Genomic DNA, 17,415 nt, shown 5'->3' with positions numbered 1-17,415 from the left:
GCAGCCTAGAGGCAGACGACGGGTGGGCCCGACGCCAATGGCTTCTGGCCCACCCGTCGTGGCTTGCTCGATAGGTATCAGGTCATGCACCAGCCGGAGTCGCATGCCCCGTCACCCTCGGCTTCGTCTTCCCACGGGCTCCCGTCGGGAATGGCTTGAGCGAGTGGGATCCCGTACCTCGTGAGATAGACGTCATCCCGGCCGAGCGCCGCCCGTCGGCGGTTGATCGTCTCCTCCAGCCGGACCGACTGAGCGAACAATTCGGGCTCGTGGCGACGCTGGTGGCGCCAGGCGTTGACGGTGCGGAAGGGGCGGAAGAAGCAGGAGCTCTTGGGTGGTACCAGCAGGCCGGCCTCGGCGATGATGCGCTCGCAGTCGTCCCTGCGGAGCCCGAGGTCGAGAAGCGGGTACTCGATGAGCTCGTGGGACTCACTTCGTCGGCGGTTGGCGCGATGGATTTCATCGAGGGATATGCCGATGCCAACCGCCGCTGGATGATCCGCAGTGGCGCCGTGCTCCCGGAGCCACCGCCCGACCACCTTGATCTTGAAGTCCGCCGTGCAGTTGCGTCGGCCCGGAGCGCCGTTGGCCATGCGGACCGGGATGGGGATCGACCGCGTGTCTGGCCGGTTCAGCCGCTGCATCAGCGTTTCGGTGGTTCCGTCCCGACGGCGGCGCTTGAGCTCATGTACCTCAATCCCGGCGCGGGCGGCGTACGGGATGGCGATCTCGCGAACGTAGGCCAGCGTCGCAGGATGCTCGCTGTCGTCGCCGACGTTGGCGAAGAGGAAGGTGCGGAAGTCGATCTCTTTGCGAGCGGCCAGTACGAGCAGGGCCGTGCTCTGGACGCCGCCGCCGTAGGAGATGACCTTCATGGGGTGCCGGTTGAGCCCGCTGGAACTGGCTCGCGGAGTGGGGTCGGTTGGCTCGGCGTGATGGGCTCCTGGGGTCTGCTGCAAGATCGACATGTGAGAGACAGTATGGATGTGATCTGCGCAAATCAAGTGTTCCTCTCACAGCTGTCGGCGAACAGGGTGTGCTGGCGTGGGGCGCTTGCGCGCCGGAGGTTGTGCCCGGAGAGGTGAACTAGCGCTGAGGCGTGATGGTGACGGAGTAGCCGCCGGCCAGGACCGATGTGAGGAACTCGGCTGCGGCGGCCTGGTCGGCAGCAGTGAATGTCTGTGCGCCGGGCAGAGGCTTCTGCGGCGGGGATACGGCAGGGGGTCTGGTTCTGCGCCCGCGAGGTTTCTGGGAGCCGCGCTGCCCTGCACGGAGCTTGGCGACCTCGGCCTGGTCGATGGTCCGCTGCCGTTGTGGTGCGTCGGCCAGGATGGTCTCCAGGAGCCAGAGCGGGGAACCGGAGAGGACTAGGTCGGCCTCGGCGATCCTCCGCCGGTTACGCCAACGGGAGACTGCCTGTGCGTCCTGACCGAGGACGCGGCCTGCTTCCTGGATGCCGAGGATGACGGGCAGTTGCTCCTTGTCCTGCACGTCATAGCCGTGAGGGATGCTGGCCCTGTAATCCGTCAGTTGTTGCTGATCGACCTGACGGTCGCCGTCACCGTGGATGTGAAGCACCGTCGCCAGCAGCCAGTACGGGTTGCCGGACGCGAGCAGGTCGGGCGCTGGGAGCGTGCCTTCCGTACGCCATTTCTGTGACGTCTGGCGCTCGACGCTGAAGAGGGAGGCGATCTCGGCGTGCCCGAGCAGGTACGGGACCCGCGCTTGAGACATGCATACCTTCCCCACACCGACGTTCCTGCCGAGTGACCGCCAGATGGGTGCTCCTCACCAGGCTGTCCGCAGAGATCCTATGCGTGCCGGCAGGCACCCCAGTGCATCAGGCCGGAGGCCGTGGACGGCGCCGCCCCGCAAGCACGTTGCCCGGGCGGGAGGCCGGCCTCGGTTCAAGGCCGGCGCGATCGCCACGGGGGTTAGGACAACTCCTGTCCGTGGCGAATTTCCCATGTCCCGACGTCGGTGTAGAAGCGGCCGAAGTACCGAAGCCACGCCGCGATGGTCTCGGTGGTCCTTCTGGCCTGTTCGTCCGTCATGCCTGTCTGCTCCTGCAGCGCATGCTGCAACTCCACGTTGCTCAGGCGGTCTCCAGCCACGAGCGCCTGAAGAGCAGGGATTTTCCGCAGGCGGCCTTCGATCACGTCCGAGAACTCCGTCTCGGACAAGCCTGCGGGCATGCCGAGAAGCGCGAGGTCCCGGAGGATGGCCGTTTCGACAGACCGCCCGAACTGTGCTCTCCCGCAGTAGTACGGGTAGATAGCCTCCGGGCGCCGTGTCACCGGGTACCAGCCCTGCAGGGCTTCCTCTCGGGGCTGGTCGGAGGCGGTCGGACGGTGTTCCTTCAGTAGGTCGGCCTGCCTTCTCACCAGGTCGGCCATGTGGGGCGTCACTTCGACCGCGCGGGCCTCGATCTCGGTGAGCACCCGGACGACTTCCGGATGGGCCGCGGGTGCCTCCACCAGGATCTCGATGTTGGCGTTGGGGACGCGCCCGGTGGCTTTCCCTGTCAGGTTGGCGGACCCGATCAGGCAGCGCTCGCCGGTGAGGTAGAGCTTGGCGTGCAAGCTCGGGCACAGTGCGATGCGCAGCCGCTTGTCCTCCTCGGCGAGCTCGATGATCTCGGGATCGGACACCCCTGCCGCCACCTCCTCAGGGACCCAGCGTGTGATGCACTCGATGTCCTCAACGGTGGCTGGGAGGGCGGACAAGGTGGCCGCCAGAACCTCTCGCTTGATGAAGGGCGCCACGAGGGTCACCTGCCCGTGGGCGCCCGCCATCAGTTCTTCGATCTGCCGCCAGATGTGGCCGGGCTCGGTCACGCGCCGCCGGCCTTTCCGTCCACGAAGTCGCGGGCGTACCGGCCCCATTCGCGGCGCGCGTCCGCGATCCGCTCGCGGAGGTTGTCGGGGTAGGTCTCGTCCTCCATCCGGGCCCAGGAGAAGAGCAGCAGCTTGAAGGTCTCCGCGGCACGGTTGAGTCGGTCGCGCAGGTCGTTCGCGTCGGCGTCCTCGGGGATGTCTTCGAGGACTGCGATGAGCTGGGCGTGCAACGGGTGTTTCTCGTTGAAGATCACCTGCAGCATGCCGGCCATGAGGTCGATGCTGAAGAAGGCGGAGGTGTCCTGGAAGCTAGAGATCCACCGCGCACGCAGATCCTTCTCCAGGGCCTCATCGACCATGGACTGGGCGGTGTCCTCGTCGAGGTGATGCCGCTGGGTGAGGGCCGCTACCTGTTCCTGCCGCTTGGCCTCGGTGGTCGTCCCCTCTTCCAGCTCGTCGGTCTTGCCGGTGTAGCCCTCCTCGCTGCGTCGCTTGACGGCATCCGTGGCCTTGGATGCAGCGTCCTCATCGTGCCGCTTTTTGCTCTTGCGGGTCCCGATCGTCTGCTGCTTCAGCTGGCGCCGCATAGCCGGGAGGAGCTTTTCTTCCAGGTACAGCACCAGGTCGATGAGGGGAAGGCGCGGATCGCCGAGCTCGGCAAGGCGCTCCTTGAACCCCTTGAAGGACTCGCCGGCCTCCGCGTGGGCCTTCCAGTCGAAGTGGGACAGAGACGAGAAGACCGTGGCGCTCTGCTTGTTGTTCGTCACGCCGAAGATGGCATCGAGGTCCGGCGGGAACTCGACCTCGATGCCCCACCATCGTTCGGCCGTCTCTTGATTGGCCCATGATGCGTCGAGGTCCAGCTCCCTGCCCTGGCGCACCAGCGAGATGCCGACGTTGCGCCGAGCATGCTTGCCCCACGGAAGGATGCCGGAGTCCGTCGTACGGCTGATTCCATCCGGCCACGGATGGCCTTCGACGTCGGCACGGCGGGCCTCCGGTCGGGCGATAGAGGCCCGGACGGTGATGTAGTGCCTCTTGCCCTCATGGACCACGGGAAATTGCGTCACGCCGGGCTCTGACTCACTGCCCATGGAGAAGGGCATGAACATCGGCTTGTCCGAGAACGGCTTGTCGGTGGAAGTCGGCGCCATCAGGTACAGAGGGTCGTTGGGCACGGCGTGGTACTCGCCGTCAACGACCTTGCCCTCCCGGACGGGGGCCATCCGGATGTCGACGCGTCCGTCCTGGAGGTAGTGCCGGTAGACCCGGCCGATCAGGCCGGCGGTGTTCTTCAGCGTGGCTGCGGCTCCGTACCAGTTGACCTTGTCCAGGTTGGTCCAGACGACGAGTGTGCCGGTGTCCCCGAGGCCCTCGCTCAGGTCTCGCCAGTAGTCCGGCAGCGGGGAGTGTTCAGGCTCGGGGACGTCGTCGATTTCCCCCTTCTCGATCTCTTCGAGGCTGAGGTAGGTCCACATGGCGTTGCCCGCACCGTTGGTCCAGGACCAGACGTCGAGCCGGGTGCACTGGGACATGCTCGAGTTGGGCAGGCCCATGCCGAAACGGCCGATGCGGCCCGGGTCCGCCCCGTCCCCGTCGCCGTACTTCAGAGCGCGCCGCAGCTGCGGCGATTCCATGCCGTGGCCGTTATCGAGGACCGCGATGGTCTCCACGCGGTGGCTGGTCCGGGAGCCGACCTGCACGGGGTTCTCGCAGGCGAAGACCTCCACGAGGGTGGCCTTGGCATCGATGCTGTTGTCGATCAGTTCGGCGAGGGCATAGGCGGTGTTCTTGTAGCCGCTGTCCCGCATGGCCTTGACGGTCAGCTTAGGACTGACGATCCGGTAGTTGCTGCCGTCGTTGGTCACGCTGTCTCCCATACGTCTTCCCAGTTGGTGAATGCTTCTGCCACGTCTCCGAACCCGGGAAGCTCTGGGTTCACGACCGTGACGATTTCGCAGGTGTCAGTGCCGCCAGCCTTCGGGCCGCGGATGACACGGCCGACCATCTGGCTGTACAGCACGAGGGACTTGGTCGGACGGGCGATCACTGCCGCGCTGGCCGCCGGTGCGTCGAAGCCTGTCGTCAGGACGCCGAAGTTGCACAGCACCATGGGGCGCCGGCCGGACCCCTTGAACCGCGAGATGACCTGGCTGCGATGCCGAGGGGAGGACTCGCCCGTCACGAACTCGGCATCGAAGCCGGCAGCGGACAGCACGGCCGCGATGAGCCTGCAGTGGTCCACGGAAGCGGCGAACACCAGGATGCGCCGGTGCTGCTGCTGAAGCAGCTCCGTGATCGTCTGAACGATCTTGAGGTTCCACTGCTCGTCGCCCGCGAGCTCGGCCATCATGCTGGCCGGGATGTCGAACGACCGCGCAAGGAGCTGCTGGTCCTGGGCAGACAGTTGCATGCCCGCCTCGGAGGCCACCGTCCGCATCAGCGGCTTGGCCAGGTAGCCCTGCTCGATCAGGGCCGTCACCGGGTTGGTGTAGCCCTCGACCTCCAGCATGACCTTCTGCCGGGAGAAGTAATCGGAAAGTTCCTCGTCCTTGGAGATGTCCGCCCACGTGCGTCCCGGAGTGGCGGTCAGCCCGAGCAGGCTCGCATCGTGACGGATCGTCAGCTCGTCGACGACCCTCTGGAAGGTGGGGGCGATGATCTGGTGAGCCTCGTCGAAGACCGTCAGCGTGCTGCGTGCCGCGAGGGTGGCCAGAAACTGCGGGTCCGACTTGGCTGCCGAGACGGCCTTTTCCAGCCCGAGAACGACCAGCCCGTCGGTCATCTCCGCAAGGTTTGCGGGAGTGTTGCCCCATACCCGCAGCACGGGGAGCGGGCGGTCGCCGACCTTCGTCCAGGCGCGCTCGAACTCGGCGGCGGCCTGCTCCAGCAGCTCCTGCCCGTGGGCCAGCCACACCACCACGGTGGGCTCGTGCTGCCGCAGGTGATCGCAGATCAGGCTCATGCCCGTGCGGGTCTTGCCCACGCCTGTCGGAAGATGCAGCACCGTCCGCCGCGGCCCGTCATACAGCAGTTCCTTGACCCGGGCCGCCGCGTGACGCTGATGCGGGAACAAGCCGTACTCGGGAGCCGACTCCTGCTTGAACGCCGGAGGAAGGGACGGTACCCGGTCGATCGTGAAACCGAAAAATTCCAGCAGTTCTCGCCGCTCGTCCGCCGTCCACTTCAGGCTCTGCAAGTAGTCCAGCGGCGGCTGCTCGTCGCCCACGGAGCCCAGGCGCTGCGCCAGCTCCGCCCGCTTGGGCCCCGGAACCAGGGCGATCAGAGCGGAGCGCTCAGCCTCGTCGGCGACCAGACGCGCGGCGTCGATGGTGATCGGGGCAACGGCCCGAAGACGGTCGTCTCCCGCTGCACCTCCCTCGATCAGATCGAGCAGAGCGCACAGCCGCTCGCCGACATGCCCCCGGATGTACGCCATCGGCGCATCCGCGAGGAGCGCCTTGAAAGACATCCCCGGTGACCACGTCGTCACTGCCTCACCTGCCCCGCAGGCTCCAGCCCGCACGCGTCCGTGGCCGGAACAGCTGTCGTCATCAACTTCCACCCCCAGTTCGAGCACCCCAAGCACCGCCCCAACGTGCGTCGTTACAACGCTGCAGCGTGCGGACCACCCTAAACGGGGCCACTAACAACAGGTGCACCATCAGACGAAAAGCCCAGCCAGGAAGGGCATTTGACCCCCGCTAGCCGACTCGTCGGGCCAGAATGAGGATCTTGATGTGCACGACTTGCGCGCACAGCACCCTGAATAGAACATTCGTTCGGTAGGCGGTCCACGACACCGCGCGTTCGAGTGATTCGAGGAGTGGATCTCGGCTCGCGGCTAGGATCACGGCGTGCTCCTGGTGGAACCCCGGATGCAGGGGATGGTTTCCACCAGCAGTACATTGGTGTGTGACACGAGCGAGGCGGGGTGGCTGATGATGAACGGGCTGAATGGGCCGGATATGTCCTACCTTGATTACAATGCCACCGCTCCGATCCGGCCTGAGGCTCTTGCAGCCGTCCTTGAGGCCATGAAGTCGGTTGGAAACGCCTCAAGCATGCATCAACCGGGGCGGCAGGCGGCTCATCGGGTCGATGTCGCCCGTCGGCAGCTAGCCGACCTCCTTGGCTGCTCGCCCGGCGAGATCATCTTCACATCCGGGGCGACCGAGGCGAACAATCTGGCCCTCCGCGCCGCGTTCACCGCCGGAAATCCCCTGGTCACCAGCCCTGTTGAGCACCCGGCTGTCCTAGAGACAGCCCGCGCGGTCACCGCCGAGAGCCCCGAGGATCTTGTGCTGCTCCCGGTCGGCGCCGACGGCCTGGTGGATCTCGGCGCCCTGGATCAGGTTTTCCCGGCACGCCGTGGGGGTGTGGTCTCCCTGATGGCGGCGAACAACGAGACCGGGGTCCTCACCGATCTCCGCGTCGCGGCCAAGGCGGCCCATGAAGCCGGTGCACTCGTCCATACGGACGCCACGCAGATCATCGGCCGCCTCCCCGTGGGCGTTGCTGAACTCGACGTCGACCTCTTGTCGCTGTCAGCCCACAAGTTCGGCGGCCCGCAGGGAGCCGGCGCCCTGTATGTACGGCGCGGGTCTCCACTCCCGCACCGACCACTCCTCGTGGGCGGCGGACAGGAGCGGGGCTGGCGGGCAGGCACGTTGAACGTGGCAGGGATTATCGGCATGGGGGCAGCGGCCGACGCCGCGCGCCGCGGTGTCGGTGAGGAGGCCGAGCGGATCGCGGCCCTGCGCGACCGCCTCGAAAGCCTCGTGACCGGTGCCCTGCCGGGCTGCCGTATCAACGGCCGACGCGATCAGCGCCTGCCGGGCGTGACGAGCATCACCTTCCCGGGCCTGCCGGCGGATGCGGTCCTGGCGGCCATGCCCGAGGTCGCTGCCTCGGAGGGCAGCGCGTGCGCCTCCGGTGCTCCGACGCCGAGCCACGTGCTCCTGGCGATGGGCCTATCCCGGGACGACGCCGACAGCACGATCCGCTTCTCGCTGGGCTACGCCACCACGAATGCCGAGATCGAGAACGCCGCACACGCCGTCAAACGCGCCGCGACGCAGGTTCGTGCCGCGCTGGCCGAAGCCCACGGTCCTAGCTGACCGTTATCCCGTTTACCACTTCGTTAGAGCCATCGCATTGGACACAGAGAGGTCCCGAATGTCAGACAGCCGGCTTGGGGAAGCCGCCCATTTTGCCTTCGCGCGACACGAAACGTTCGCGCCCCGCTTCGGCTGGCTGCACAAGGCGTACATGCAGGTCAAACGCGACCAGGGTGCGTTTCTCGCGGACGACGCGCCGGTGTTGTTCGGCGTGGGCAAGAACATGGTCAACGCCATGCGCTACTGGTCGCGTGCGTTCAAGCTGACCCGCGAGCACTCGCCCGCGCAGCGCACACAGGCCAAGTTCTCCTATCCCACCTGGGAGGCCCGCTGGCTCCTCGACGAGGACGGAGCGGACCCGTATCTGGAGGAGAACGGCAGCCTGTGGCTGCTGCACTGGTGGCTGGTCTCTTCCCGCCCCGGGGCCAAGAGCCACGCGCCGGCCTGGTACACGGCCTTCCACCTGGCGCCGTTCTCCCGGTTTACGACCGCGGACATGACGCAGGTGGTCACCCGGCATGTGAACTTCTCCTACGACAAGAGCCCGGAAGAGGCGTCGATCGTCCGGGACATCGACTGCATCACCAAGATGTATGCGCGCAGCGCCCCGGAGAAGGCCGGCTCGCCGGGCAGCTACGAGGACCTGCTCGCCTGCCCCTTCCGTGACCTTGACCTGCTCACCTTCGTCGGGACGCGCGGCAAGCCCGAGTGGCAGTTCACCAGCGGGCACCGCACCTCGCTGCCCGCCCGGGTCCTGGCCTACGCCTGCCTGGACTACGCTGCCAAGTTCTCCCGCCAGGCCAACTCGATCTCCGTGGCCCGCCTCGCCAACGAGCCGGGCTCCCCTGGGCGCGCTTTCCGTGTTCGGGAGAACGAGATCGTCGTGGCGCTGCAGAAGATCGCCGCGGACCACCCGCAGCTCAACCTGACCGAGGCCGTGGGACAGCGCAGCCTCGCCTTCACGGCCGACCCCTTCGAGCTGGCCTGGGAAGTGCTGGACGAGCAGTACGACTTCGTCACCCGCCGTCCAGGCTTCCCCACCCGCGGGGAGTGGGCTGCCAAGTTTCCCGAGCTCGCCAAGGCCGAGCAGAAGGAACTCGCCACGAAGGCCACGGACGCCACCGAGGCGGCCGACACCACCGAGATGCTCTTTGCTGAGGAGACCGCGTGACCACCGCAACCCCCACGCGGACCCCGAGCAGCCCGGCGAGCTCCGCCCCGCAGTTCCCCGCCGGCATCGAACTTGTCGGCTCCCAGATGCGCTCGACCAACCTCGAGCGCGATGTCGAGGACGCCCTGCACGACCCCTACGTCGGCGCCCGGGCCGTCGATGTTCTGGAGCGCATCGCGAGCGCCCTCGCCGACCAACGCCGTACCCGCGCGTGGTCGTTCACCGGCCCCTACGGCTCCGGCAAGTCCACTCTGTCCAACATCATCGACGCTCTGCTGGGGCGGGATGCCAAGCGGCGCAGCGAGGCCGAGCACATCCTCGAAGAGGCCAGCCCCGCTCTCGCCCAACGCCTTGCCGCCGCACGCGACGCCATCGCCCCCGAGGGATTTCTCGGCGGCGTGGCCACCGCGCGCCGCGAACCCGTCGTCGCCACGCTCTCCCGCGCCCTGCACACCGCGGCGGCGCGACGCTGGGGTAAGCGTGTCCCGAAGGCCATCGCCGCCGCCCTGCAGGTGTGCGCCGACCCGGACCGCGCCGGGGCCAAGGAGATTCTCGGCGCCGTCACGGCTCTGACCGCAGACGGTCAGCAGCCTCTGCTCCTCGTCATCGACGAGTTCGGCAAGACGCTGGAACACCTCGCCGGTCACAACGAGTTCGCTGACGCCCAGCACGACCTGTTCCTGCTGCAGGAACTCGCCGAGAAGGCGGCTGGCCCCAACGGGCTGCCCGTCTACCTGATGACCTTGCAGCACCTGTCGTTCATGGACTACGCCTCACGGTCCAGCGAACTCAAGACCCGCGAATGGGCCAAGATCCAGGGGCGTTTCGAAGACATCACCTTCGTCCCCCACCACGGCGACTCCCTGCACCTGCTGCGCCGCCGCCTCGACCGCTCGGCTGTCAACTCGGCGGGGCAGGCCCTGATCGCCGCGTCGGCCGAGGCGTCCGCGGACATCTGGACACAGCACGGGCTCGGTGTTCTGGCCGAACTCGGCCCCGCCCACTTCGCGGACCTCTACCCGCTGCACCCGATCACGGCCCTGGCCGCGCCGATCCTTGCCGCTCAGATCGGCCAGCACGACCGCAGCCTGTCGGGCTTCCTCAACAGCGGCGAGCCCAACACCGTCCACCACTCGCTGGCACGGCACAGCAACCGGGAGGCGGAGCACGCCAGCACGGTGCGACTGCCGCAGCTGTGGGATTACTTCCTCAACTCCGGGCGCACCACCCTGCTCGCCTCCGCCAACGCGAGCCGGTGGATCGAGGTCGACTCGCGTATCCGGGACGCCAACGGCCTCGCGGATGCCGACCAGGACGTGCTGAAGACTATCGGCGTCCTCAACCTGATCGACTCCGACGGGGCGCTCAGCGCCACCGCGCCGATGATTCACTTCGCGCTTCACGACCCCACCGACGTGGCCGACCCCGCCGCTTTCACGGCGCTCGAAGAGCGGCTCGCCGACCTCGTCAGCCGGGGCTTTGTGGTCCACCGCGAGTTCAGCGGTGAATACCGGGTCTGGCAGGGCACGGACGTCGACATCGACGGCCGGCTCAAGGAAATTATCAGCCGTTTCGATGATGCCTCGGTCATCAACCGGCTCGGCAGCCTCGTCCCGCAGGCATTCGTGGCCGGCCGCCACAGCCAGGTCACCGGCATGATGCGTGTGTTCTACACCGCGGTCAGCGGCCCGGAGACCAAGTCCGTCGCCGCCCCGGACGAGCTGAAGGAGCCTGCCGACGGCCTCGTCGTCTTCCACCTCGGCACCGACGCTGACCGGCCCACTGTCCACTCGCCCCTGCCGGTACTCGTCGGCACCACCCCCAACCCCGACGTGGTACTCAGCACGGCCACCTACCTCGTCGCGCTGAAGGAACTCAGCACCGAGCAGGACATCGACCACGTCGCCCGGCGGGAAGTCATCGAGCGGCTCGTGCAGGCCGAGGCCGAGCTGCTGGAGCTCCTGCAGGACGCCTTCTACCCACCGTCCTCCGAAGCGTCCTGGAGCCTGTGGCACACCGGAATCGCCCCCGGCGAAGAACCCGCTGCATCCGGCCTGACGGCCCGCAGCCTGAGCGGCTTGGTGTCCCTCGCCTGCGAGTCGGTGTACCCGCACACCCCGCACATCCGCAACGAGATGCTCGGCCGCCACGTCCTGACCAGCCAGGCCGCCCAGGCCCGCGGCGTACTGCTGACGGCCATGCTCTCCGCCTCGGGCGAGGAGAACCTCGGCCTCATCGGGTACAAGGCCGAACGGGCCATCTACAGCGGTGTCCTGGCCTACCTCGGCCTGCACCGCGAAAACGGGGTAGCCCAGGCCGAGAGCCAGCAAGAGAGCCTGCTCCCGTACGGCTTCTCCCCGCCCGGCGAGGGACACGAGCACGCCCAGCCCGCCTGGAACGCCCTCAACGAAGTACTGACCAGTGCCACCGAGCGGGTCAGCATCGAAGAGATCATCCGTGTCCTGATGAGCCCACCGTTCGGACTCAAGGCCGGCGTGATCCCGGTCTTCCTGATCCCCGCCCTGGTCATCCGCCGCCACGACATCGCCCTGTTCGAAGAAGGCACCTACCTTCCCCGGCTGACCATCGACGTGGTCGAGCGACTCGTCAAGGGCCCGGCACGCTTCTCGGTGAAGTACACGCCAGCCGGAGACGGCCAGCGCGGCAGCATCATCAAGAAGCTGATGGTCTCGCTCGGCGTGGAGGCCCCGCGCTCCAAGGCCCTGCGCAACCCCGACCTCCTCTCCGTAGCCAGCGCCCTGATCGTGCGTGTGGCCGACCTGCACAAGTACGCCCGCACCACCAAGAACATCTCCGCCGACGCCCGCACCGTGCGCACCACGATCGCCAGTGCCCTGGATCCCGACGATCTGATCTTCCATGCGCTGCCGAAGGCGCTCGGCCTGCCCGAGATCCCGGCCCGCACCCGCGCCAACGCGGAAGCGGCGAACACCTACGTCGAACGACTCACCGCGGCGGCCGACGAACTCGTGGCCATCGACAGCAAGCTGCGGGCCGAAGTAGTCAGTGTCCTCGCCCAGGAGTTCCGCCTGCCGGCCGAACTGCCGGGGCTGCGCGCACAACTCGCTGCCCGGCTTCGCGGCTTCGCCGGCGCGGTACTGACTCCGGAACTGCGCGGCTTTGTCGACTTCGTCCTCAGCGACAGCCTTGAGGACGACGACTGGCTCGAGCCCATCGTCGTACGCCTGACCAACTCGGCCCTCGGTGACTGGGACGACCACGAGGCCAAGGTCTTCCCGCAGAAGGCCCGGTCGATGGCTGCGGCCCTCGACCGAGTCGGGCACCTGCACCACGCCGGGAACGACGCCCGAGGGCGGGAAGAGAAACTCGACGCGCAGTTGTTGACCTTGACTGACAGCGCCGGCGTGGAACAACGCACCCTGATCTACGTGCCGGAACAGGCCCGCACCGAGGCCAACAGCCTCGCGGCCGACGTCCTGAAGCAGGCCGAAAAGGCTCTCGGACCGGACGGAGCGAGGATCCTGCTCGCGGCCCTCGCCCAGCGCGTGACCGATGCCGCGACAGCGGCGAGTGAAAGGAAGGCACAGGGATGACCGACGGAGCCGACACCCAGAAGGTCCGGCACGTTCTCGGAATCTCCGGCGGCAAGGACTCCTCAGCGCTCGCCGTCTACATGCGCAACCGAGTCCCGGAGATGGAGTACTTCTTCTGCGACACCGGCGCCGAACTCCCGGAAACCTACGAGTACCTCAACCGGCTTGAGGCCGCCCTCGGCAAGTCCATCGTGCGACTGAACGCCGACCGCGACTTCGACCACTGGATGGAGGTCTACCAGGGCACCCTGCCCAGCCCCCAGATGCGCTGGTGCACCAAGAACCTCAAGATCAAGCCCCTGGAAGACTGGGTCGGCGACGACAAGGTCATCTCCTACGTCGCCATCCGGGCCGACGAGAACCGCATCGGCTACGTCAGCACCAAGCCGAACATCGATGCCGTCTTCCCCTTCCGAGAGGAAGGCATCGACAAGGAAGGCGTCATGCGCATCCTCGACGAGGCAGGCATCGGCCTGCCCGGCTACTACGAGTGGCGCACTCGCTCGGGATGTTACTTCTGCTTCTTCCAGCGCAAGCACGAGTGGGTCGGCCTCAAGGAACGCCACCCCGACCTGTACGCCAAGGCCGTGGAGTACGAGGACAAGGTCCGATACCGGCACACCGCCATGAAGGGCCGCAACTACACCTGGTCACAGGGCGAGTCTCTTCCGGAGCTCATAGAGCGCAAGGACGAGATCGAGGCCAAGCACCAGGCGGCCCTTGAGCGCGCGGCCAAGCGCATCAAGCCCAACCGCCCCTTGCTGGAAGTTCTCTCCGACGCTCTCGACTCCGACGATGACGAGGCCGGCTGCTCCGTCTGCCACCTCTGACGCGAAACCACACACACAGCGGCCCCAGCAGCACGATCTGGGGCCGCTGTTGCTTTCCCGACTTCCGATCGAGCTCGTCTCGTTTGCGGTTGTGGCCTTGCCCAGACTCTGTCTCAGACCTCGTGAAGGAGCGCAGCGCACTCGCCCACGACAAGTCGAGGTACTTCGCGATGGCGTGACGCAACGTCACATGTGGGGCATGATGGGCGCATGCCGCTCCTGCTACCTCTGTCGACCACTCATATGCCACCATGAGGGACGGCTCACCCACAGGCGTGGAACCGTGACGGAGAGAAACCGAGCGTATGGAAACTCGCGGATCTTTGATGCGGCACGGATGTCAGCTTCTCGGTTCCTCAGTTAGTCCAGTCAGGGGGCTCCATATTTCTTTGTATCAGTGCGCAGGCAGCTGGAGCTGCCCGAGATCAGGTGACTTCTCAGTTGCGTCGCGCACGTCCTTGATCAGCGTGCCGAGTTCGAGGGCTCAATCTGTTTTCTCTGTACTGTCATCCCGCTTCGCGAATCAATTACATGATCGTTGAGTCGAAATGCAGGTTGGCAGGTACCTCCCCAGGTGATGCCGCATCTGATCTGAACGAACCTGCTGAACAAAGAGGGGCAACGCATGCCAACGCAGGCCAAGGAAATATTCGAGGCGCAGAGCAAGAGTGTTCGCGAGCTGCTTTCTGACAACGGCCTGGGCCTTTACCTGCCGCCCTACCAGCGTCCGTACGGCTGGGGCAAGGACAAGGTCGAGAAATTGCTCGACGACACACTGCATGGCCTCAAGAATCTCAGTAAGGCGCCGGACAGCTTCACCTTCTTGGGGACCGTCATCACCATCCATGATGTCAACCATGTCACGGTGAAGCCCATCGTCAAGTCCGAGGTCCCGGCCAAAGTTCTTACCGTGATCGATGGGCAACAGCGTTTGTCGAGCCTTCTAATCCTGCTGGTCGGCCTGCACAACCTCATTCGTCAGCGTGCATGGAAGGTCTTCAAGGGCAAGACGCCGGATCCGACCGACAGTGCTCGGACTCACCTTTACTCGGAAACGAGCGACATGCTGCAGATGCTCGCGGCAGCGTTCTACGAGCGAAAAAACTACGGAATCAAGCCGCCGATCTACCCGCGCCTCATCCGAGCCTTCGTGGATCAGTGGGCCAGGGACGAGAAGCTCAAGAAGTATGAGTCGCCGATCGCCAACCTTATCTACCAGTACTCATTGCTAGCCGATAGTGAGCCGGCAACTTCTAGGCCGACCGACTTCAGGCCGACGGCGCGACAGAACGCGGGTGAAGGCGAAGGCGATCTCATCAAGAGGTACAACGAGATCCGTATGGGGTTGACCAAGCTGTCGCAGCGAAAGTCCATCGAGGAGCTGGAGGATCTGCCGCCTCTAGCAACCCTTGCTACCAACATCGAGTTCCAGCGTGCGCTCTTCAACCACGAACTCGACCCCGAGCTCTGCGCCTGGTTGGGGGAGTTGCAAGACGAGCCCGAAGCTGAGCTGATGCGACTCGTCATGTTTGCCGCCTATGGCTTGAACCGTATTGCTCTGACGGTCGTGCAAGGCAAGGACGAGGACTACGCCTTCACGATCTTCGAGTCGTTGAATACCACGGGCGAGCCTCTGACTGCCTTCGAGACCTTCCTCCCTCGGGTGGTGATGGCAGAGAAGATTCAGGACTACCAGGACTCGGACGCACACGCGTACATGAAGGCGGTTCAGGGCTACCTGGACCGCTTCGACGTCGGAGACAAGCTTCAGAACGCAACTCGAGACCTGCTGGTCACTTTCGCGTTGGCAGAGACTGGCGAGAAGCTCTCCAAGCGCCTCCCGGATCAGCGGGTCTACATGCGCGATACCTTTGAGCGCCACAAGGACTCGGCCGGTGATCGAAGCGCGTACTTGCGCCACCTATGCGACACTGCGGCCTTTGTCGGGAATGCCTGGGAGCCCGCGAACAACTCTTCTCGCGCGCTACCCGGGCTAGAAGCGACCGCCATGACGGACACCGTAAAGTTGTGTCTGTCCTTTCTCAATTCACTCAACCACACCATTGCCATCGCGCCGCTCGTGCGCTTTTACTCCGAGGCTGTCCACGCGGACGAAGGGGAAGCGAGGGAAAAGCGCATCGCCGAGTTCGAGAAGGCGATCAAGGCAATCACTGCCTTCACGGTCTTCTGGCGAGCAACCCGCCGCGGCACGGGCAACATCGACAGCCAGTACCGTGCGGTCATGGCCGGGGTGGACTCGCTCACGGGCATGGGACCGCTCGCTCGCCAGTGGGCAGTGCCCGGTGCATCGAAGGCTGATCCGATCGTCGACGCCGAGGCGCTGAAGAAGGAACTTGCGGCGCGCTTGTCGCACTCTAAGCACGGCGCCATCCCAAACTTGCCCTCGTTCCTGGCAGATGCTTCCGCGCTGCCGCTCTACAAAATTGCCCGTCCGCTGACGCGTTTCCTTCTACTGGCTGCGTATCACGACACAATTGAAGATCCGGAGAATCCGGGTCTGATCATCCAAGGCAAGGCGGGGGTCGCGTCATGCTTCACCGCAGACGGTTGGGATGACGAGAAGCACCTCACGATCGAACACATCGCACCACAGCAGGCCACGAGTGGGTGGGATGAGGAGTTCTACAGCGAGAAGGAGACCGTCCACAAGCTGGGCAATCTGGTCCTGGCACCGGGCGCTGCCAACACGTCCCTCAGCTCGCGGCCTTGGACCGAGAAGAAGGTCCTGTATGCGGCACTCGGTGCCTCGACGGCCGACGATGCCAAGACCATCCTCAACAGTTCTGGCTTCACGTTCGCGCAGACGACTGAAGATCTAGCGTCCCTGTCGCGCTACCTCCCGCACCTGCGGGCACTGGGTCAGCGTGAGGACGAGTGGAATCCGATGTTCATGGATCAGCGTGCTGACGTTCTCCTGCGTCTGGCCTACACGCGACTCAAGGGCTGGCTCGGTCTGGAGCTGTCTGACTCCAGCAGTGATCAGGTGGTCCAGGTCGAGGATGTGGAGATCGAGAGCGATGAGCTCGACGAGAGTGAGGATGCCGCGGGAGCGGTTGGAACGGCGTAACGCCACGGGCCGGTTGGAACGGCGTTGCGGCCCGGATGCGCTCGAGCACCCACCGGTAGATATCCAGGCCAGCACCGTGCAGGGGTCTGCGTCGAGCGATGGCTGGAACGATGCCTCGGGCAGGAACCTGGTCGCGGTAGACGTCGTGGTTGTAGCCGCTGTCGGCGAATAGCGATTCGTCTGCGACGGGGACGTCCAATCTGTCCGTGGGCCGGCGGGACGCCTTGACGCCGTAGCTCGGGTTCGAGCAGTAGAGGTCTCCGCCGCGTATAGAGCTGCGGCATAAGCCATGGTCCGCAGTTCAGCGTGTGTTTGAGCTGCGGACCAGAGTCGTCATACCGTCTACCCAAGTTGCTTGCTGGCGTCAGCTCGCCTCAGCCTTCCACCTGCGGGGTGTGCCATCCGTTGACGTACCACTTGTCGGCGGCAAGGCCCCGATACAGAGCGCTTCCCATGGTGTTGGAATCGCCCGCCCTCTGTTTTGTTGTAGAGCCAGTGGGATACGTCCCTAATGGGAGTGGTCTTGAGGTCGTGGTTCGTGGCCGCGATGTGTGTGGCGTCCAACTGGCGGTAGCGGTAGTCGAGATCGAAAACCCTCAAATGGGTGCGCAGCCGTCCGGTGAGAGTCGCGCTCTAGCCGGGGTGAGGTTCGACGAAGAACTCCACGGACATCGGCTGTCTTCCTTGGGTTCTCGGACTCTGGCGCGCAGCCAAGGGGGAGCTGTCGGAGGCGCGCGCTGGACCTCAGCTCGGAGCCTGGCATGCCGATTCCCTCGACGGTGAGGCGTTTGCCT

The 17,415-nt window shown here is 65.7% G+C and carries 10 protein-coding genes and 1 pseudogene; 5 read left to right on the top strand and 6 right to left on the bottom strand.

All coding sequences use genetic code 11. The features are described 5' to 3' along the window. Window positions 1-77: 77 nt before the first annotated feature. The 5 genes from DCW30_RS27620 to DCW30_RS27600 all read right to left on the bottom strand — a co-directional run bounded on the left by DCW30_RS27620 (window position 78) and on the right by DCW30_RS27600 (window position 6,309). The gene (locus DCW30_RS27620; RefSeq protein ID WP_076684141.1) at window positions 78-875 is read right to left on the bottom strand and encodes an adenine nucleotide alpha hydrolase family protein; all 798 of its coding nucleotides are present in this window, start codon (window positions 873-875) and stop codon (window positions 78-80) included. Between the two features lie 211 nt (window positions 876-1,086). Beyond that, window positions 1,087-1,734, bottom strand: a complete 648-nt coding sequence (locus DCW30_RS27615) for a hypothetical protein (protein ID WP_076688810.1) — start codon at window positions 1,732-1,734, stop codon at window positions 1,087-1,089. A gap of 200 nt (window positions 1,735-1,934) precedes the next feature. Further along, a complete protein-coding gene (locus tag DCW30_RS27610; protein ID WP_079249965.1) occupies window positions 1,935-2,837 on the bottom strand; it encodes a phospholipase D family protein in 903 nt (300 codons plus the stop codon). Then, window positions 2,834-4,717: an ATP-binding protein gene (locus DCW30_RS27605; RefSeq protein WP_076684140.1), complete on the bottom strand. Its 1,884-nt coding sequence runs from the start codon at window positions 4,715-4,717 to the stop codon at window positions 2,834-2,836. Before DCW30_RS27605 ends, DCW30_RS27610 begins: the two co-directional genes overlap by 4 nt. After that, window positions 4,702-6,309, bottom strand: coding sequence for a DEAD/DEAH box helicase (locus DCW30_RS27600; RefSeq protein ID WP_076684139.1), 1,608 nt, complete (start codon window positions 6,307-6,309; stop codon window positions 4,702-4,704). The genes DCW30_RS27605 and DCW30_RS27600 overlap by 16 nt, the downstream gene beginning before the upstream one ends. A gap of 385 nt (window positions 6,310-6,694) precedes the next feature. Between DCW30_RS27600 and DCW30_RS27595 the strand changes: the two genes are divergently transcribed. The 5 genes from DCW30_RS27595 to DCW30_RS27575 all read left to right on the top strand — a co-directional run bounded on the left by DCW30_RS27595 (window position 6,695) and on the right by DCW30_RS27575 (window position 16,621). Beyond that, complete coding sequence (locus DCW30_RS27595) at window positions 6,695-7,957, top strand: cysteine desulfurase family protein (protein ID WP_237283375.1); 1,263 nt, start codon at window positions 6,695-6,697, stop codon at window positions 7,955-7,957. Window positions 7,958-8,015: 58 nt separating this feature from the next. After that, window positions 8,016-9,128, top strand: a complete 1,113-nt coding sequence (locus tag DCW30_RS27590) for a DUF4007 family protein (protein ID WP_076684138.1) — start codon at window positions 8,016-8,018, stop codon at window positions 9,126-9,128. Continuing rightward, entirely contained in the window at window positions 9,125-12,703 is a 3,579-nt protein-coding gene (locus DCW30_RS27585; protein WP_076684137.1) for a hypothetical protein, read from the top strand. Before DCW30_RS27590 ends, DCW30_RS27585 begins: the two co-directional genes overlap by 4 nt. After that, entirely contained in the window at window positions 12,700-13,533 is an 834-nt protein-coding gene (locus tag DCW30_RS27580; protein WP_076684136.1) for a phosphoadenosine phosphosulfate reductase family protein, read from the top strand. Before DCW30_RS27585 ends, DCW30_RS27580 begins: the two co-directional genes overlap by 4 nt. A gap of 625 nt (window positions 13,534-14,158) precedes the next feature. Then, window positions 14,159-16,621: a DUF262 domain-containing protein gene (locus DCW30_RS27575; RefSeq protein WP_076684135.1), complete on the top strand. Its 2,463-nt coding sequence runs from the start codon at window positions 14,159-14,161 to the stop codon at window positions 16,619-16,621. Window positions 16,622-16,658: 37 nt separating this feature from the next. Here DCW30_RS27575 and DCW30_RS37670 read toward each other — a convergent pair. After that, window positions 16,659-16,842 (bottom strand): annotated as a pseudogene (locus DCW30_RS37670) (IS5/IS1182 family transposase); the annotation flags it as partial. Between the last annotated feature and the right edge of the window lie 573 nt (window positions 16,843-17,415).

Source organism: Streptomyces alfalfae, assembly GCF_004127445.1.
Lineage (GTDB): Bacteria > Actinomycetota > Actinomycetes > Streptomycetales > Streptomycetaceae > Streptomyces > Streptomyces alfalfae.
This window is presented reverse-complemented; position numbering and strand designations above follow the sequence as displayed.